Source organism: Nostoc sp., assembly GCF_036917155.1.
In the GTDB taxonomy this organism is placed as follows: Bacteria; Cyanobacteriota; Cyanobacteriia; order Cyanobacteriales; family Nostocaceae; genus Nostoc.
In genome coordinates, this window is the sequence record NZ_JBALDZ010000234.1 from 1 (window position 1) to 21,162 (window position 21,162).

At 44.3% G+C, this 21,162-nt stretch carries 6 protein-coding genes and 1 pseudogene; 1 reads left to right on the forward strand and 6 read right to left on the reverse strand.

The window, feature by feature from the left end; genetic code table 11:
* Positions 1 to 243 precede the first annotated feature (243 nt).
* Entirely contained in the window at positions 244 to 1,104 is an 861-nt protein-coding gene (locus V7K67_RS31070) for an alpha/beta fold hydrolase (RefSeq protein ID WP_334705507.1), read from the reverse strand.
* Positions 1,105 to 1,142: 38 nt separating this feature from the next.
* Positions 1,143 to 2,144, reverse strand: a complete 1,002-nt coding sequence (locus V7K67_RS31075; protein WP_335169885.1) for a transposase — start codon at positions 2,142 to 2,144, stop codon at positions 1,143 to 1,145.
* An 84-nt stretch (positions 2,145 to 2,228) separates the two neighbouring features.
* Here V7K67_RS31075 and tnpA point away from each other — a divergent pair.
* Positions 2,229 to 2,628 (forward strand): annotated as a pseudogene (gene tnpA / locus V7K67_RS31080) (IS200/IS605 family transposase).
* 216 nt (positions 2,629 to 2,844) lie between these two features.
* On the opposite strand, the gene V7K67_RS31085 reads toward tnpA, so the two are convergent.
* From V7K67_RS31085 to V7K67_RS31100, 4 genes are all read right to left on the reverse strand, one after another.
* On the reverse strand, positions 2,845 to 7,689 hold the full coding sequence (locus V7K67_RS31085; RefSeq protein WP_335169887.1) for a thioester reductase domain-containing protein: 4,845 nt from the start codon (positions 7,687 to 7,689) through the stop codon (positions 2,845 to 2,847).
* Complete coding sequence (locus tag V7K67_RS31090; RefSeq protein WP_335169889.1) at positions 7,686 to 18,617, reverse strand: SDR family NAD(P)-dependent oxidoreductase; 10,932 nt, start codon at positions 18,615 to 18,617, stop codon at positions 7,686 to 7,688. Before V7K67_RS31090 ends, V7K67_RS31085 begins: the two co-directional genes overlap by 4 nt.
* Before the next feature lie 394 nt (positions 18,618 to 19,011).
* Positions 19,012 to 19,443: an ATP-binding protein gene (locus V7K67_RS31095; RefSeq protein WP_334733135.1), complete on the reverse strand. Its 432-nt coding sequence runs from the start codon at positions 19,441 to 19,443 to the stop codon at positions 19,012 to 19,014.
* 36 nt (positions 19,444 to 19,479) lie between these two features.
* Positions 19,480 to 20,940 (reverse strand): PP2C family protein-serine/threonine phosphatase, encoded by a 1,461-nt coding sequence (locus V7K67_RS31100; protein WP_334733136.1) that lies wholly within the window; start codon positions 20,938 to 20,940, stop codon positions 19,480 to 19,482.
* Positions 20,941 to 21,162: the final 222 nt, after the last annotated feature.

Here is a 21,162-nt window from a genome sequence, read left to right on the forward strand (position 1 = left end):
TCCGTAGGCGAGGCAGTTTTCATTCATGCCTCTTAATCTACCATCTACGTGTACTTATTTTTTACAGTAGCAGGATAAATCCTGTGAACGTTTACATCGAAGGTGACACAAAGTACAAAAGGACGGTTGCAAGCAGGTAAGAAATAATAAGTTGTCTATGGGTGAGATTCGTTTTGGATGAGGGATGGTGTGTTTACGCACCAAAAATTCAAATTAAACTACTAAACGGGATTACGAATTGAGCTAATGTTTGTAAACCAAAAACCCCGCGATTGCATCTAAAAGTGCTTCTGGCTCATCTGCCCGAATCAAATGACTGCTATTCTCAAAAATTCTTAAATCGGCATTAGGAATTGCTTGAGCAATTTCTTCAGAAAACTCTGGAGCGCAAATCCAATCATACCGACCTGCAATAACTAAAGTGGGTGCGGTAATTTTATGTAACTGGTCAAGAATATTGTAGTTGCGGAGGAAACCGCCAAAAGCAACATTAATCGCATCAACTGAGAGAATATTCCGGCTCCATGCAATGCCTGACTTAGTGGGATCATATCTTAGGGAATACATTGGTCCCAATACTTGAAAATACTGTCTTAGCTGTTCCTCATTTTCAAAGTTCCCATCCCAAAGTCGCTGAACGCTTGCTTTTTGTTCTTCAGTTCCTTTTGATGCTAAGATTTCCTTAGCTCTTTCTAAAAAGCCACTATGGGCAGCCGTGGCAATGACAATCAGATGAGAGACATTCTGAGGATAGCGAACTGCATAAGTTAGAGCCACCATACCACCGTAAGAACCGCCAATCACAACAATTTTGTCCAGACCAAGGTGTTGGCGCAACGCTTCCATATCTTCAACATTATTGTCTAGAGTATAGGTTTCTTTAGATCCACGGGCAGACCTTCCTTGACCGCGATGGTCAAAATAGACTAGTTGTAGTTTTCGGCTTAAAGCCGAGAATGTTGGTTTAAAGGAAGTATGATCCGCACCAGGTCCCCCGTGAATTAGAAAAGCAACAGGTTTAGAGCAGATTTGATCGCCATCCACCACTAATGCAGAACCTTCCACATCAAAGAAAATCTCTGTATCTCGTATTTTCGCTCGCATTTTCGGGATTGTATAAAATCACTTCAATTAAATATATATCAGACTTTTTTGATATTCTTACCGAGTTCTAAAGTTAGATTGACTAACTTACCATGCGATGATTTGCGATGTGCTGCCTGTTTGCGCTCAATTTCGCGTTTCTTGGCAGCAGTTTTTTTATATTGGTTAGAGTTATTCCAACGTTTTGAACCCTTTTTGACCGTGCCGTTGGGATTGAAATTTTCAGGATTGTTAACTCTACGTTGCCTATCCATCTTTCGCTGTAACTTTCTAATCTTTTTCTGTTTTGACGTTAATTCAACAGCAAAAGAAGTCCAGATAGTCTCTTCATCCCCAACGATTGCAACAGTAGAAACGCCCAAGTCAATACCAACAGTACCATTACCGATAATATTTTTAGGCTTTTGATATGGTTTACCCTCACAAACTAATTGGGCAAACCAATAGGTTTTTTGATTAAGAATACGACGCACTAAGCGAACATATTTAACCTTTGAATTTAAACCGTGCAATGTTACTGGGTCATTGTTGATGATGGCTTGCAACTTTAATCCCGACCATTCAACACCGTTACCAGTCCAGCGAATACCTTGTTTATTGGTTTTACCCTCTAACGAGGCAAATTGACCTTTTTGTTTAAACCTGACTTTTTTAGCTTTACCAAACATCATTCGCTCAACAGCAAAAAATGCTCTGGTTGCTATTTTTTGAATGGTATTAGCATCAAGGTGAGACTTAATCCAAACACTTGCAATCGCTGTTTTGTTGGCAAAAGCTTGTAAGTCGTAATCACTAAAACGGTAAAATTCTCTTGCTTTCTGAAAAGCTACAGACCGTTCTTTTTTATTTACTTTATTAATAGCCTTAGCTTGTTGATAAAGCTCAGAATTACGAATTAGTTCAAGCTTGGTTTTACCTTCAGATAAAACAGCATTATATAGCTGTCTCCCAGCTTCCAATCTGGCAGCAAGAACACGACTATCCTCAGAAGTAGCTATTAACGGTATTTCTGTGATAAAGCTGGCTGTCTTAGCTGCCAAAATTAAATCATCTCCCTATACTTGTCTATTAGTTTTCTACATCTTACCATATAGATAAGACACGGTAAAATATTATTCTCAACAATGACTGAAAAATTCAAATCAAACAATAACGTTGTTTATTCTTGCAAATATCATGTGATTTTTTGCCCAAAATACAGGAGAAAAGTACTGGTTAATGCTATTGCATCTAGACTCAAGGAATTACTTGCGACTATTGCTATTGAGATTAAAGTTGAAATCTTGGAAATGGAGATAATGCCCGACCACGTACATTTGTTGATAGATGTTGACCCTCAATTTGGAGTACACCGAGTAGTGAAGAGATTCAAGGGCGCAACATCTAGATACTTGCGATTGGAATTTCCTGAAACTTTAAAGCCGATTACCTTCTTTGTGGACTAATTCTTATTTCGTGTCCACCGTTGGCGGTGCGACTTTAGACACCATTAAAATGTACATTCAAAACCAAAAAGAGACTTGACGGCGAATAAATTCGCCTGCGGCTAGCCCCCATAAATAGAATTTAGGGGCTACCCCGCCGCAGTTAATTTGGTGTGGCTTAGACTTCAGGTTCTAGGTTTTGATTTAACTTGGTCATGAGAGTACCTTCGGCAGTGTTTACAATTCACACCAAGCCAGACGCACCAAGGCAATTCCCAATCCAAAATCTAAAATGGTATAAGGTGGCAAAAGAAAGCTAAACTCCGCTCAAAAAGCCACTTTTATTGAAGTAGGCAAAGTAGATATTGAGTAATTTGGTGTTTATAGTTGGATAAATAATATTGGTGTCAGCAAGTCCAGTCAATGTATTTTGGCAATCAAATGCAGGTAGCTGTACGTTCTTTAATAATTGTTCGTCTAACAATGGCAGGAAGGCATGTAAAGCATTTGGAATATTGTGTTCCGCATTGTGTAGCAATTTAGCATACCACTCATGGTAAGAAACTTGCTCTAGCGAATAGCCCAAAGATCGAACTAAGTCAGACCAATTAAGCCAAGACAGACAATCAGGAGAAACAAGGTGAAATGCCTTGCCGAAGGAGTCAGGGTTTTGAGAGAGGTGGACGATCGCCCTACTAGCATAATCAACTGGGGTCAGATCGAGGGGGAATTCTAGATCCGGCACCATACCTAGTTCGATACAGCCTTTAGTCAGGCTGCAAAAGAAGTCATCCACATTGGCGATTCCCGTTTGGCTATGTCCAGAGATTGCACCTGGTCTGTAGATGCATACAGGAAGTCCGCGATCGCGTGCCTGCATAACCAGCTTTTCTGCCACCCATTTACTCTGTAAATAACCCCCTTGCAACCCTTGAAATTCTGCCAATCCATCGGATTCTTGAATGTAGTTAGCATTTGCATAAGCAGAAGCAGAAAAGATGCCCAGTGTCGAAACAAAATGCACGGGTTTGACTTTTGTTTGAACTGCTAGCCTCAAAATCGCCTGAGTTCCCAAGACATTGGCTGCTTTGAGTTTGGCATAGGGATAAAGAAAATTGACGACAGCACCATTATGATAGATGACATCAATCTCATGGCTAAGTTGATGGAATTGTGACTCGTTCAGGCCTAAGTTGGGCAACGCCAAATCACCAATGACTGGAATGATGCGAGAGCGAAACTGTTCTTGCCAAAGTCCGTATGCTTGCAAATGGCTTTGGATACGTTGGATGCCCTGTTCTACATCCTGCGCTCGCACTAAGCAATAAACATTAGTCGTGGTCTGTTGCAGGAGTTCGTCTACTAAATACGCACCGAGAAAACCGGTTGCTCCAGTTAAGAAAATCGCCTGGGGTTGGGCGATAAACTTGAATGCTGTCGTTGGACGAATTGCCGGATCTAAGATAGCCTCTGCTGAGAGATCGATCGCTAAATTGGCAGCCATTCCAGTCTGAGCGATCGCTTCAATTACTTGAGCCACTCCCGCAATTGTTGGAACCTCCAATAATTGATGAATGGGTATGGTTACATGGAAGTTTTCTCGCAACCGAGACAGCAGTTGCACTGCTAACAAAGAATTGCCTCCCAAATCGAAGAAGTTATCGTAGATGCTGAGTGGGGATCTGTGAAGTAAGTTTTGCCACAAGTCAGCTAAGTGTTTTTCCGTTGCGGTGCGGGGTGCAACAAATGTCTGATGCTGCTCTTGGTATTGAACTTGAGACTCCTGAATGTGCTGGAGAATCTGCTCTGGTGTATGCCAATCTGAAGCAATTTTTTGGAATAAGGCGGTGTAATTGACGGATTGTTGGGGTATTGCCCGATCGCTGTGCGTTAAACTCCCTTCAGATGCCGAATGTATTGCTTCTTTGTCTAATCGTTCAGAAGCAATAGCGATCGCTCGACAAACATCTGCTGATAACTTATAGCAATAGCTTTCTGCTAAAGGTTCCTTGTCAATGGCTGCCAACTGTTCTAGAAAATCCCCAACAGGCTGGTTTTTAGAACTGGGTTTGTAAATAATATCGATCTGCTTCAGCCCCCGTGCCAGGGCAATTTTACCTAGGAAATTGAGCATTTGATACTCAACTCCTCTGCCCAACACTCGACAACTGAGTAATAGGGTATCTACCACCAGTACAGACGATGTGGTTTGTACCATCATCATGCCCACCAAACCATAATTCCCAAAACGGTCTTTCACATCCACAACATAGCAAGTATGAGTTTCTAACAGGCAAAAGGCTTTGATTTCAGCTGACGTTCTGCGTAAGGTGGTGGTGTTAAATTGATTTGTTCGCTGCGTTAGTTGAGCAACACGATCTATCTGGGAGGGCTGCATTTCCATAATATCCACTTGCAGATTGAGGCTATTGAGGAAATCTCGCAACGTGAGAGATTTGCTAGCTGCTTGCTGACGTTGGCGATTTTGCTGGTAAACAATCGTTCGCTGTTGATCCTCTAAAACGATCTTGAGGCGATCGAATGCCCAGATATGAGCCAGGAATTGGGGAATTTCAGTGGCAGTTGTCGGCAATTGCAGGGTTAAGACTTCTGGACAGTGATGCCGGACTTCAGCGCATTCGATGGGGTTGTCATCAATAAAGATGAAGCTATCTAAACTCAACCCTAGTTCTTGAGACAGCAATTTCAAGTTCTCTGATTTAGTCTGCCAATTAATTTGCCAAGCCGCCAAATGGTGACGCTTCAGCCGCATGTCGGAATGTTGGTCTAATACAGCAAAGACATCTGCTTGATTATTTTTGCTGCACAGACATAGCAACATCCCGCGATCGCACTGCTGAATCATAGATTCTTGCAATGCTTGATAGGATGAATCTATGACAATGCCCTCAACTCCATCCTCGCCACAAACACCTTGCCATAAGGTTTGATCGCAGTCTAAGACAATTACTTTATAAGGCTGTCTATGTAGGCAGTGAATTTTTCTCGCCAACATTGTTCCTAACGCTGTGAAGAATGCTGGCGTAAATGGAATATGTCCGATTTCATTGCTATAAGAATCATAGAAGTTAGTTACTGGGTAGCTTGTTGCTAACTCGTGATAAATAATAATATGCAGTCCACTGATATCGGCAAGTTCTGTTAATAAATTTGCTTCCATTTGTTGTAAAAAATTTGCCATTTCTGCATTAGCAATTATTGAATTACTTGGCAACAAACAAAGCAAATGAGGAATTTTAGTCCGTTCGCAAGATTGACATAATGCTATAACTAAATCTTGAGCATTGCGCTCAATGGAATTCCTTTGTTCGTTACTAGATAACTCTTGTGAATTCTCAGACATAACCCAATCTTCTAACCGCACTAGAACAATATTGACTCCCGTTTCATTTTGCGATAACACACTATCAGGAGTCAGCAGTTGTTGAAAAACCTGGTTATAGGGAGCAAAGGTTATTTCTGAGGGTAAATTTAGCTGCTGCATCCAGAAATTTAGAGAATCTGCAACTAAATCGGCAGTAAAAGTAGCTGCGATCGCCAGCTTTTGCTTTTGGTATCGACTCCTGGCTAATTTTGCTTTTCTATCAAGGTCTGTTGGCAGTCTCAATTCATTGAGGCGAATATCTTTTGACTCAACCCATTGTTCTAGAATTTGGAATAAAGCGTTACCAAAAGCGTCAATTGTTTCACTTTCAAATATGTCGGTGTTATATGCAATTCCTATTTGTAAATCTGCTCCGACTTCGTAAATGTAGGTATATAAATCTAAATCAGTAGGCCCCCAAATTCCTTCATCAATTAATGAAAACGTCAGATTGGGTAAATTTGTCAGGTCGCTCGGTAGTTGGCTGTTGACATAGCTTAATCCGGTGCGGAATGTTTGAAAAAAGGGAGTATCTTGTGCAACCCGACTTGACCCCATGACTTCAACGACTTTACCAAAGGGGACATTTTGGTGAGCATAAGCAGATAACAACACCGAGCGCACTCGGCTGAGTACTTCCGCAAAAGTGGGATTGCCAGACAAATCTGTACGTAGCAACAAAGGGTAGCCAAAAAAACCAATCAGCGACTCCACTTGCGGATGAACTCGACCAGAGGCGGTAAAGCCAATTAAAATGTCTTCCTGCTGAGAACAGAGGTAAATCAAAGCCTTAAACGCCGCGACGAAAGTCATAAAGGAAGTAATTCCCATTTGTTCGTGACTTCGTTGTTTGATTGCAGCCCACAAAACAGGATCGAGTTTAAAAAACTTTCGCCGACCCTGGAAATTCTGGAGTGGCGGTCGGGGATGGTCGATGGGTAATTTTAATTCAAACGATGCCCCCTCTAGTTGCTGTTTCCAGTAAGTTAGCTCGCTTTTTAGTGCATCATTGTTGAGCCACTGGCGTTGCCATAGGGCAAAGTCTCGATATTGGATCGAAGGTTCTGGTAGTGGGGAAGGTTGCCCCTTGTAGAAATGACTGTAGACTGTTGCCAGTTCTCGAATCCATAAACCCATCGAGATCATATCGCTGATAATGTGGTGAATGACGAGCAAGAGAATATGCTCGCGTGCATTTAAGCGAATGAGTTTAATCCGCCATAAAGGAGCGATCGTTAAATCAAAGGGAGCTTCGGCTGCTTCATCGGCAAGTTGCCAGAAAGTTTTTAATTGTTCGGTTGCATCTAAATGCTCAAGACTGAAAACAGATAATGTAAAAGGTTCTGGTGCAGCGATATTTTGCACGGGATTTCCTTCGCATACCCCAAACGTTGTCCGAAAGACATCGTGGCGACGGAAAATTTCATTAATACTTTTTTCCAGGCAGTTTAAATCTAAATCGCCATTCAACCGCAAGGCTTGAGCAATATTATGAGCAGATTCTACAGCAGCTAACTGGGCCAAAATCCACAGGCGTTCCTGCTGGAAGGATACCGGCACATTTTGCGTTTGTGAAACCGGAACTAAAGGGATGGAAGCAGCGCCGATTTTGTTCTGGTATAGTAACCGGATTAGCTCTACTTTATTGTTAGCTAAAGCATTCCGTAGATCGGGAGTGAGAACTCCTTTAGGTGCTTGAATGCGGAGTTGTTCCCCATCAACTAATAATTTCACTCCCCGGTCTAAAAGCTCGGCTAAAAGGGCATTTAGGTTCATAGTATTATTTCTTCCACATCCTCAGTGATTTCCATCGCCGAATTTTCGTTGAGTCCCTGTAAAGCTAGCTGTTTCAATAACAGGTCTGCTAGTTGGTTGATGCTGGAACCTTCAACAAACTTTTCTAAAGAAAGGTCAATTCCCAGTTCTGTGATGATGCGATTGCGGATTTCGATCGCCATCAAAGAATCTAGTCCAGCTTTGCTCAGTGCTTGACTGGCATCGACTCGCTCCACAGAACAACCCAACACTTTCGCAACCTTTTCTTTGAGGTAGATGGTTAAAATCTGCAAGCGATCGCCAAAGTCATGAGTTTGCAATTGTTGCTGAATTTCCATCGGCGGTGGTGATACCGATTGAGCAATCCCCACCTGAGAAAACTCTGCCAAATATGCCGGACAAGTCCCCGGTGAGAATTGCTGCATAAACGTCAGCCAATTGAGCGGCATTACACCTACTTGAGCAACCTCCCAAGAAAAGCTCTGCTCCAAAGCCTGTAAACCTTGGGATGGCGACATCATTTCCATTCCCTGATGTTGGAGTTGCTTACCGAACTGACGTTCGGCTGCTGCACCAATTTCAGCCCAAGCTCCCCAGTTAATACTCAATCCCGATAACCCCAATTGATGACGATAATGTGCTAGAGCGTCTAAAAAGGCATTGGCAGCGCAGTGGTTAGCTTGACCGGCAGAACCCAAAACAGAAGCAGCAGAAGAAAACAAGATGAAGAAATCGAGCGGTAAGGCTTGGGTTAATGTGTGCAGATTCCAAGCACCTTGTACTTTCGGTGCCATGACTCGATGAAAGCGCTCCCAAGTTTGCTGGAGTAAAACACCGTCATCCAAAACTCCGCCTGCATGGATAATGCCGTGTAGAGGCGGGTGGCTGCGGCCAATTTCTGCCAAGACCTCCGCCACTTGTGACTGTACAGATACGTCAGCTTGCATTACCATCACCGATACACCTTCTGCCCGAAGTTGCTGAATCTGGCGATCGCTCTGTTCATTTGTCCCCCTGCGTCCCATGAGAACTAAGTGCTTTGCCCCACGTTCTACTAACCAATGGGCAATTAGCAGTCCCAGTCCCCCTAATCCACCACTAATTAAGTAGGTACTATCTGGGTGGATGGGGATATCTCCTTGATTGGGAGAGTTTTGTTTTCCACGGTAAGGAACCAGTCTTGCCACCTGACGCATCCCATTACGGAATGCAATTTGATTTTCTCGATCTGGTGATGTCAACTCTGTAAATAATGCATCAAGGGGGTTTTGACTTAGCCCATAATTTTCTTGGAGGTCTAAATCTATCAAGCGAAGCTGTAATTCTGGGTGTTCTCTAACGATTGCCTTCCCCATTCCCCATAGGGGCGATTGAACTAATCCAGCTCCATCGGCAACTGCTCCTCTAGTTATTACCCATAACTGAGGTGGCGTTATACCCATCTTTTTAACTAGCGCTTGCAGCAAGTACAGAGTACTGCCACAGCCAATACGGGTTGCTGCTTGCAAATCTTCGACGGTTAAGGTTGGTGCAGTTTCTCCAGTCTCCAGGCTCCACAAATGTACCACCCCTGATAGACGCGATCGCTTGCTAAGTATGTGCGAAACCAACCGCTGAAAATCTTCCGGTTTCTGAGGATTAATCCTGAACTCGAACTCACTCAACAGTTCGTATTCCTGTCCGGGAAAAACTAGAGTACAGGTATCTCCTCGTTCTTGAAACCGTCGAGCAAGTTTCTGACTGATACCTTGACTATCTGCTAAAATTAGCCAGTTTTGTTGTATGTGGCTCTCGGTTCCTGTTTGGGCAACAATCACAGCCTGAGCTAGGGAATCGATGACTTGATTTTTAGGTGCGATCGCCACCGCCGACGTAAATCCATTAGCTTGCAACACATCTTGCCACTTGGCACTACTTAAGAGCGGGTAATTTGGTCGCAACCAGCGATCGGCAAACAACCACCAACCTGGGGTCAAACCGAAGCTCATATCTAGCCAACAATGGCGATCGGTGACTTCTAACAACACCAGAATTCCGCCTGTTGCTAATAAGGTGTGGACATGGGCCAATGTTTGTTGTAAATCTGGTGTAGCATGTAACACATTTGCTGCCAGAATCACGTCATATTTTTGGCCTTCCAAGCCTTGAGTCGCTGGATCTTGGCTGATATCTAAAGGCTGATAGTGGACAAATGGGTAATCCCGAAACTTCTCCCGTGCTTTGGCTGCAAACAGAGGTGAAATGTCTGTGAAGGTGTATTCAGCTTGGTAATTATTCAATTGCGGCAGAATGTAAGCGGTGGTGCTGCCAGTTCCCGCCCCAATTTCTAGCAAGCGGATCTTGCTTCCCTGTGGTACTTGCAGCAGTGCTGCGGAAACTGCCTTTTGCACTAATGTATTCATCACTCTAGCAGCTGGGGAATCTTGATACAGTTGCGTCAGCAGGGTGAAATCACCATCGGGAAATAGTAATTGTAGCGGGTCAAGTTTTCCCTGAAGTACCTCTGGTAAGCTGGCACCACAGCGTTCTACTAGGGCGATCTCAGTATCTCCGGTAGGGAATTGGACTAACAGTCGGTCTGGTTGCGGCGTTTGGCGATCGAGGGCGCTAATTACTTCCCAGTGATGCCTGCCGTTGGTACAATCAAGAGGTCTGAGCCATCCTGCTTCAGTCAAAATATCCAGAAACCGATGTAGCAGTTGGTGATACTGGCTAATCACCCCCAACTGTTCTGCTATTTCTCTAAAGGAGAACTGCAATCCGAGTTGAAAGTCCCATCCTAGTTGTTGCAAGACACTGATTACATAAGACAAGCTGAGGGCTTCAAGTTGGGGTAAAAATTCGTCGTTTGATGAGGTTGTTGTTAGGAGTTCAGCCAATTGAGGAATCAGGTTTTGGCTGATGTCCTTGGGATTGAGCAGGTAATCTGGTGAGAGCGATTGCCCCATTCGGGCTTGAGGTCGCCACTCGATTTGATAAAACCAGTCTGGCGGAACTTGAGGAGAGGTCAATGTTAGCGAAGCGACCCTTTGAAGTTGCAGACCTTCAACAACCGCTAGAATCTCACCATCATCTGTAACTAATTGCAAATCGCTAACGAGTGTTTTGTTACTGTTCTGGCTAGGATGTACTCTGGCAAAACTCCATAGTCGGTTGCTGGGGCGATCGCAAACTTGCAATCGCTTGATGGCGATCGGCACATAAGCCTCTTTGCTACCATCTTGTGGGAATTTAGCTTGCAAAACTTGAAAACAGGCATCCAAGAATGCTGGATGAAACTGATAGGCATCTGTTTCTAAAACGCATGTTTGGGGTAACTCAATTTCCCCTGTCACTACTTCTGAATTCAACCACAACTGTTTAACTCCCCGAAAACTAGCACCATAATCAACTCCCCGCTGAAGAAACTGTTGATAATGTTCGGCTTGGCTGTGGTAAGCTACATTCTTGGGGAGCCAGTGCGTTGCAGAGGGTTCCATCGATGGTTTGAGATTGGATGCTATGACATTTCCAGAAACATGCAGCATCCAAAAAGGTGAAGAGTCTTCCTCATCTAGTTCACAACTAAAAATTTCAAAGGAATATCCCTGTTGTTCCGTTGGGTGAAGAATTAGCTGGAGTGTTTTAACTTCATTTTCTGATAGAATTAATGCCCGTTTATATAGGACATTTTCTAAAATTAAATTTTTAGATTTCAAAACCTTAGCTGCTGCCCCTAAAACCATCTCTAGATAGGCCGTTCCTGGCACGATCACTTTTCCGTAAACGCGATGGTCAGCTAAAAAAGCGGGGAAATGAGAATTGATTTGGGTCTGGAAACGAATCTCTTTCGAGTCTGCTAGGTGCAATCTAGAACCGAGCAGAGGATGAGAAGATTTGAGATTTGCAGAGGAGAGTTGAACATTTTTTTGCCTGCTGTCTTTGTTTGGTTCAACCCAAAAACGCGATCGCTCAAAGGGATAATTCGGCAACACCACGCGCCGATGCTCAGATCCCCGATGAAACTCCGACCAATTCACCGATATTCCCTGCTCATACAACGCCGCTAAACTGCCCAACATCTGCTGCCAATCCGATTCTTGGGATTTGAGGCTCCCTAGCCACAGATGTCCCGATTCTGGGATACACTGACGACCCATGCTGACTAAAATTGGGTGTGGCCCCACTTCCAAACAAGCCAAATTTCCTAACGTTGACAGGCTGACAATACTGTTAGCAAATTGTACTGGCTGCAAAATATGCTGCACCCAATATTCAGGCGTGCTAATCTCCACTCCTGCCAATTGCCCTGTGATATTGGAAATGAATCGAATATTCGGGTTTGGTGTACGGTAGCTCACTTGCTGGGCAATCTGCCCAAACTCTGCCACCATTGGTTGCATCAACGGCGAATGAAAGGCATGGGAAACTTTCAGTGACTTTGTTTGCACTCCTCTGGCTTCTAAGATAGCCACAGCCGATGTGATCGCCGCAGCTGCACCAGAAATCGCGATTTGCCTTGGTGCGTTGATTGCAGCGATCGTTACCTCCGGCAATGAATCGATCACTGCACAGACTTGTGCCAAATCAGTAAATACCGCCACCATCGTCCCTGTCTGCGGTAGTGCTTGCATCAATTTACCCCGTGCGGCGATGAGTTTCAATCCATCTTCCAGACTGAATACACCTGCAACAGTTGCGGCAACATATTCGCCCACACTATGACCCATAACAACACTAGGCTTGATACCCCAAGATTGCCATAGCTCAGACAATGCATATTCCAAGGCAAATAAGACAGATTGGGTATAGCCAGTCTCATCCAGAAGATGAGGGGGTAAGTTCTTTTCCCTTTCCCCTAACTCTGGATACAGCACTTCTAACAATGGTTGCTCTAATAATGAGTCCAGAATTTCAGCACAGCGTTCTATGGCTTGCCGAAAAACAGGTTGGGTTTCGTAAAGTTCTCGTCCCATACCGATATACTGCGAACCTTGTCCGGTGAACAGGAAAGCTACCCCTGAAGCCTGAACGCGAGTGCGCGAATTTTCGGCAATAAATGTTGTTAGTTGATGTCTGAGTTGTGCGGGTGAATCGGCAACCAAGGCCAGCCGATAGTCAAAATGCGATCGCCCCACATTGCTCGTATAACAAATATCCGTCAAAGATACTTCTGAATGACACTCCAGAAACCCCACATACCGCCGAGCTAATTCCCGTAACGCTATCTCAGTTTTTGCCGAAAGCGTCAAGACGTGTGAAGCTACTCCCCTGCTCCCCTGCTCCTCTGCTCCCCCTGCTCCCCCTGCTCCCCTGCTCCCCTGCTCCCCCTGCCCCCTACTCTCTTCCGCCGCTTCCTCCAAAATGACATGGACATTCGTACCGCCAACACCCAAGGAAGTTACGCCAGCCCGCCGAGGGGTTTGGTCTGTTTGCCAGTCTGATAGAGTTGTATTTACATAAAATGGACTGTTAGCAAAATCAATTTGGGGATTGGGATGTTTAAAATTTAGGCTAGGCGGTAGCACTTGGTGTTTGAGTGCCAAAACTGTTTTAATCAATCCTGCTATGCCTGAGGCTGTATCTAAATGTCCAATATTAGTCTTCACAGAACCAATAGCGCAAAATTGTTGCTTCTGTGTTTTGCTACGAAAAGCTTGAGTTAATGCTGCAATTTCAATAGGATCGCCGAGAGTCGTTCCGGTTCCGTGGGTTTCGATGTAAGTAATAGTTTCTGGATTAATATCTGCGATCGCTTGCGCTTGGGCAATCATTGCTGCCTGTCTCTGAACGCTGGGAGCCGTATAGCTGATTTTTTGGGAGCCATCGTTATTAATCGCAGAACCCTTAATGACGGCGTAAATATGATCTCCATCCGCGATCGCATCTACCAATCGTTTCAACATCACAATGCCAACGCCATTTCCGCCAACGGTTCCTTGGGAGTTAGCGTCAAATGCTCGGCAGTGACCATCGGGTGAAAGAATCATCCCTGGCTGATACCGATAACCAGATTTTTGGGGTACTGCGATCGCCGCAGCACCAGCTAGAGACATATCGCATTCTCCCTGAATCAAACTCTGACACGCTTGATGGACGGCAACTAAGGAAGTTGAGCAAGCGGTTTGCACGTTGACGCTCGGCCCTTGCAAGTTGAATTTGTATGAAACCCGTGTGGGGAGAAAATCCGCACCATTGGCGATCGCCAGTTGCGAGTCATCAACGTATTCTAGTTGCTCCCGATTTGGGTAAAGATTGTGATTCCAGTAGGTTCTACCTGCATAAAGATTCATCCCCATACCTGCATAAACCCCGATTAATCCTGTATAAGTTGCAGGGTCGTAGCCAGCATTTTCGAGTGTTTCCCAAGCACACTCTAGGAACAGGCGATGCTGCGGGTCCATGATTTGGGCTTCTTTGGGAGAGATATCGAAAAATGCCGCATCAAATAAATCAATGTCAGATAAGATACCACTACCTTTTACATAATTGGCATCATTAAAGGATGAGGGATCGATTCCAGCTAACTCCAGTTCTTCATCACTGAAAAATGAAATCGATTCCACGCCATTACAGCAGTTTTGCCAGAATTCATCGAGTGTTTTGGCTCCTGGAAAACGCCCGGACATGCCGATGATGGCAATTTCTAATTGCTGGGTACTTGGCGATAATTGCGATCGCTCCGGCAAATCTGGCATTTGAGCTTGATTCAGAAACTCTGCTAGCGTCTGAATTGTTGGATATTGGAACAAGTCAATCAGTGACAGATGTTGCCCAAATTGTTTTTGTAACCGATCGTGAACCCGAACCAAGGTGAGCGAACTGCCACCTAGTTCAAAAAAGTTGCGATCGACACTCACTGAAGAAATGCCCAGTATGTCTTGCCATATTTGAGCTATCTGGCGTTGAATGTCAGTTTGGGGCAAAACGACTTGCCAAGGTTGGCTGTGCTTCTGATTGCTGCCAATAATTTTAGCAATGTCTATCGTACCCGTTTGTGTTACGGGCATTTCTGCAAGCTGTACAATTTCACAATGGCTGGGAGTCCCAAAGCGATCGCCAATTCTCAAAGTTTGCTCCCAACTATTCACCTCTGCACCATCCACTGTGGTAATATAAGCGGTTAATTTCTCGACGTTATCGGCTTCTGTCTTCAGATATCGACGAATATGACGATTGCTGCCATCTAAACCGACAATCAGCTGCGGTTGATGACGCGATAAACCTGCTAGTAAGGAACGCCAGCCCTGTTCTTGAGTAATACTCTGATAGCCCAAGCGATGAGCTGCTTCCCGGCTGTGGATGGGGTTTCCTTCGCTCATACCAACATCATCCCACTGGCTCCAGTTAAAGCAGTAAGTATCAGGATAGCAATGATGTTGCTGATATTGACAACAACCATCTAAAAAACTGTTGGCAGCAGCATAGGCACTAAAAGTTGCTCCCCCAAACACACTATTTACAGAAGAAAAGCCGATGAAAAGGGCATCTGGTCGATTCTGAATCAGTTGGAAAAGTGTCCAAGTGCCCTGAACTTTCGGGCGTAGCATGGTGCGAAAGCTTTCTAGTGTAGCCACAGCTATCCAGTGATTTTCCATCACTGTCCAGTGGTGTTTAAGGTCGCCTTCACCTGCGAGATGAATAATTCCTGCCAGAGGTTGATTCCATCTCAACTCTGCCTCAGTGACAGCCTGCTGCAAGCAAGTTAGATCGCAGATATCAATAGCTTTGTATAGGAAATCACCACTTGTTGCCATGAGCGATCGATAATTTTTCACTCGCTTGGCGATCGCTGTATTCTGATCGAGATGCTGCAACCATTCTGTTTCTGGTGGCAAGTTTGTTCTGCCAACAATCAGCAATCGCACACCATATTGCTTAAATAAATATTGGCAAACGGAAGTCCCAATTCCACCCAATCCGCCTGTTACCAGATAAGTCTGCCCTGGTTTAATTGGTATTTCCTGGGTTGGACTAGCAAGCATATCGACTTTGGCGAGTGATGAGACTAGCCGTTGACCATGACGATAAGCAATTTCACTATCACCTTTAGTAATATTTAGTTCTTTAAAAACATAGTTGGTATTTGTTTCTAGTGACCCAATTTCTAAGTCAATGTGGCGACAGTGCAACCAAGACAGTTCTAAAGGAATTGTTTTCAGTAATCCGATAAGTGTAGATTTTTCATAAGCGATCGCATCATCGCTGGTAGTTAACTGGACGTTGTTAGAAATGACTTGTAACTGAATATCTGCATTCAGTAGTTGGTGTTTTTCCTTGGCATTTGCTAAGGCTTGTACTAAAAATAGAATGCTATATAGTCCTAAGTATTGGGCACGTTCTAGTTCCTCTAGACTAGAAACTTGACCCATAAACTCGTTATATGTCCACAAATGCAAAATCTGAGTGGGAATATCCGATGCCAAAGACTCTAGCAACCGCCGATAGTGATCGGGATCTTCGGGGTTGATAGTAAAGTGATCGCCCCACTCAGATTTGATAAAATCCGTACCTGCTGCTACGCAGATATAAGATTGGCTATGGCGTTTGAGTTCTGTACACAGGTACTTTCCTAAACCTAGACCATCGAGAAACACGAGGAATTTCTGAGTCGGAAGTTTTACTGGCTCCAGATGCTTGTGACTTAACTGCTTAACACACCAAATTCGGCGATAAAACCAGTCAGGTATTGTGTTGGCATTGCCACTGAGGATATCAAACTGACGGAGGATAGGTTTAAATTCACCTGATTCAAAGCGTTTAACCAGTTGCGATCGCTGGAGCTTGCCAATGGCCGTTTTCGGAATCACAGCTTTCTCAACTGGAATTACATAGCTGGGATTGATCCCACAACGTTGGACAACCTGTTGGCGAATGGTTTGCATCAACGCTGAAATTTGCATTTCATTCGTGTCACCTGCATGGAAGAAGATAGCTAGCTGTTCTTTAGTTTCTCCATCACGCACAGCCACTGCGGCAGTGTAGGAAACAACTACACCTGCAATTTCTTCAACAACTGCTTCGATTTCATGACTATAGTAATTCAGACCATTGACGATAATAACGTCTTTCTCTCTGCCTGTAATTGTTAAACGTCCTTGTCGTAATAAACCTAAATCTCCCGTATTGAACCAGCCATCTTCTGTAAACACCTCCGAATTCAATCCCGGTTGACCAAAATAACCTGATGTGACTGTCAATCCTTTGACTTGCAGTCGTCCGATGGCTTCTTCCTCAACGAGCTGGTTTTGATCGTCAACTATCCGCAGAGAAAATCCGGGGATCGGCGCTCCAACTTCTACAAATGCATCTTCATCAGTAGTTGATTCTCCAGAAAAGTTGTGAGAGTAAGTCACTCCCGAACAAGTTTCAGCCATTCCCCAAGCGGGATGTATTGCCGTAGTCGGGAGTCCGTGCGCTGTCAGCAATTCTAGAAATCTTCTCGCCGTTTTGCCAACAATGGCTTCTGCTCCGTTGAAGATGTATCGCACTGATGATAAATCCCAATGCCCCTGAGAAAGTTCTGCTTCGGCGGCGTTGATTAGCCCATAAGCAAAATTGGGTGCAAAGGTAACACTCACGCGATAATCAGACATCCAATCAAGCCATTTCAGGGGTTGTTGCAATACCCAATCGGTGACGGCATGAATTTGCTGACAACCCACATAGACATCCCGAATATGGAAATACACTAATCCGGCAACGTGATCGAGTGGCATCCAGTTTAAAGAAACGTCTTCTTGGGTAAACCCGTTCATTTGGACACTCGCAGCCGACCGACAGATGAGACTGCGATGGCTTTGCATAACTGCTTTCGGCGTACCTGTACTGCCAGAAGTTAGAAACAGCACTGCCAAATCATCTAAAGCAGCAACATCCCAGTTAGGATCGGGATGGTGAGATTGCAACTCATTGAGGGTAGCGATCGCCAAATTCTCAAGTGGCAAATCTACCAGGGAACGTCTCAGTTCAGGTGCTAATCGATCGCTAGTCAGCACCAAGCTGGGTTCTAGTCTTTGCCAGATTTGAGCTAATTTATTAACGAAACCATCAGAGCGATCGTAGGCGTGAGGAACGGATAAAGGAATTGGGATAAATCCGCCCAAAATACAGCCCCAGAAGGCAGGAATGAAGTCTTGAGGTTGGTCAAATTGAAAAATAATTCGATCTTGAGGTACAAGCCCTAATTTTCTTAAGCCCGCCAAAATCCGTTGAGCTGCGTCTAATAAATCTTCGTAGGATTGGTTTTGGTAAGTATCATCCGGCTGGATGTAAGTAATTCCTTTTGAGGTTTGTAACGCTGCCCTTTGGAGTAGTTCCACTAAGTTAGTGGTTGCGTCTGTTGCAAGTAGTAAAGGTTCGCCATGACTAATTGCTTTGGCTTTTGGGTAGTAAATCGGAGATTTTGAAGGCTCGAATTGTTGATTTACGCCATCGGATTCTAGTTTTTCCTCAGAATCCTCTAATTGAAAATTGAGCTTTGTTGCTTGTGGATTCCCTAGCAAATCCCAAACGTGTAATGGTGGTAGTTGTTTCGTCTGGTCTTGTACGATAACTGCGACTTGGTTAATCGAGGGGAGCGATCGCAAAGACGACTCCCATCGATTAACCAAATCGATATCGATCGCCACCAAATCAGTTAGACGGCGATCGTCAATTAGTCCCTCACTGGTAAGCGGCAATCTGGATAACCAAACGTAGGATTGAGGCAGGATAGTGTTTGGCAAATGAACCTGTAAATATGCGTTTAGTTGTGCCAACGAACATTTTCCTGATGCAACTACGTAGGCAACTAACCACATATCTGCGGTTTCTGTTTCTCGGATTAATACCCGACACTCTTCCATTTCTGGATGGGTCAGGAGTGCAGTTTCCAGTGCTGCTTGCAAGGCTGCTTGGTCTGCTAAGTTTGCCTGAAAACCATTGAGGGTATTAATTTTCTCCAACATCTATAAGCTCCAAACTAACTTAGACACGTTTGCTATTGCGGGATGTCTTCACTTCTACAAGCAACCCTATTAGTTGGTGGTTTTATATAACAGGCAACAGCTAATAGGCAACAAGCTTAAAAGTCCTTGGTGTCGGGGTTTGACGATCGGTTGATGTCCTAACCTACCAAGGCAACTGCTATATATGCGTTTTTTAGCCGTTTTTGACATATTTGCTGTTCAAGGTCGCTACCTTGTGAATATTGAGAATACATGAAATTTTTTCGTAGTCACTAACTTCGTGACCATTTGTAACAAGTAAGCTAACCCCAGCCCTAAAGGGCGGGGCTTTGTAGTAGCCCTAAGCAATCGGTACTGAGATTACAGCACAAATAACCCGAACCTCCGGGCAAGCTTACTTGGTTCCCAATCCATCGTCACGATTGACAATTAAAATATTGCAATTTTGGTTTCCGTCTTGTTTGTAAATAAACCGATCTACGCTGTTAAGAGCTAGATAAACTCCCAAACCGCCAATCTGTCGTTGCTGTAGCAACTTGTTCAAATCATTTGGAGCTAACTTCTGGGTAGGATTGAAGGGAACACCAGTATCTTTAATCGCAATCGTCAAGGAGCGATCGTCAAGATCGGCTTTTAAAATCAATATGCCTTCGCGACTTGCTGCCTTATAGCCGTAATTAATGATGTTTGTAGCGATTTCATCGACCGCCAAACGCAGTCTATAGGAGGTTTTTTTATTCAAACCTGCTACCATTGCTGCTGCCATCACATATTCTGTGATCGCCTTTAAAGAGTCCAGTGTTCCAGGCACAGTTAAAGGTTCCATATTTTACGGATTGGGAGTGAGTGAAAGGTTGAAATTTTAGTCTGATGCCTTTCTCTGCACAATCAGCATTGTGATGTCATCAAACTGAGGTGCGTTGCTGATGTGAGCGAACAAATTAGTTGTAATGCGCTCTAGCAGGGGAGATGGCAAAAGCGCAGATTGATCTAGGAGCGATCGCAGTCGCTTTTCAGTAAAGAACTGACCGCTGGGGCTGCGTGCCTCAGTTACCCCATCGGTATAGCCAATTAAGATATCGCCTGGTTCCAACTGTACTTGTTGAATTTTAAATTTCATATTAGGCATCATCCCTACCGCTGGCCCGGTTGAGTTGAGACTGGCTTTAATACCAGTGTCGCCGACAATAAACAGAGTTTCGTGTCCACCATTGATATAGGTGAGAATGCCAGTTGCCGGATCTAGCACGCCAAAAAACAGCGTGGCAAACATACTCATCTGCGCGTGCTGCTGGGCGATGTAGTTATTCGTGAGTGCTACCGCTTTCAGGGGGTTAATTTGGTATAAATTGGTCGCCATCTCTGACTCAAGCAAAATCGATAATTCCGCCTCATTGGCAATAATAGAGAGTCCGCCCAAACTAATTTGTCCAGAAAAAATACGGATTAGGCTACGGAACAAAGCCATAAACAACGCAGCACCTACACCTTTGTCGGCGACATCAGCAATAACTAGCCCCAAGTAGTCACCAGGTAGCATGAAAACGTCGTAGAAGTCACCAGCTACTTGGCGGGCAGGAGAGAAAAACGTGGCAATCTCTAAATTAGGTAGCTGTGGGATTTCGTTGGGTAGAAAATCTCTCTGGATTTGCCGCCCTTTTTCTAATTCGTAGTTGAGCGCTTTGGAATAGGTTTCAATTTTCCCATAGAGCTGGGCATTTTCTAAAACTATAGCGATTTGGTCAGCAGTGAGCTGCATCAGATGGGCAATTTCTGGGCTAAAGTGCCCCGGTTCTTGGTGTAGCAAGGTAAGAATGCCTAACACCTCTTCATTCCTGAGAATGGGAACAGCTAATGCTGAACGTACAGTGTAAGGCTGATTGGGCAACTGCAACCAACGATCGTCGGTCTCAGTGTCTACGATCAATCCTACCTGGCGCTGCCTGTATACCCAACCAGCAAGCCCCTGTGCTAAAACACAACCAATCAGGCGATCGCGCTCCGCTAGTGCTGTCTCCCTTTGGGTGAGGATACTATCGGTGACAGCACCCTGGCGATCGAGTAAAAACAGACTGCCTTTCTGGGCACCAGTAAGCTGACTACAAACATCTAACGTGTCTTGTAAAGTAGCTTTCAACATCTCTTCTTCAGATGAAGCGCGAATAATTGTCGCTACTGAATGCTCCAGCAGCTTTTTTTGAGCTTGGAAAGCAGCTTTTTCTGTTTTTAATTCAGCTACCTCTCGCCGCAGGGACTTCAGTTCCTCAATTAGCTGTTGATGTTTTTCTGCTATGCCATTCTCTTCATAAGATTGTTGGATCATAATATAGACCTGTCGCTTTATTAGGGGTAAGATTCAGCACGGCAATTACTTCACTGAATTGAATGCATCTGCTAATTAGATATAAATTCTACAAGTCTCCTGCGATAACTATTAAGTTATTTTGATATGAAAGTCATCCCTTAAATAGTTGAGAATTTATAAGATTTGTGGGTGAAGCGTTAAATCTTGGTATTCTGAATAAAATCAAGATTTTTCGGAGAT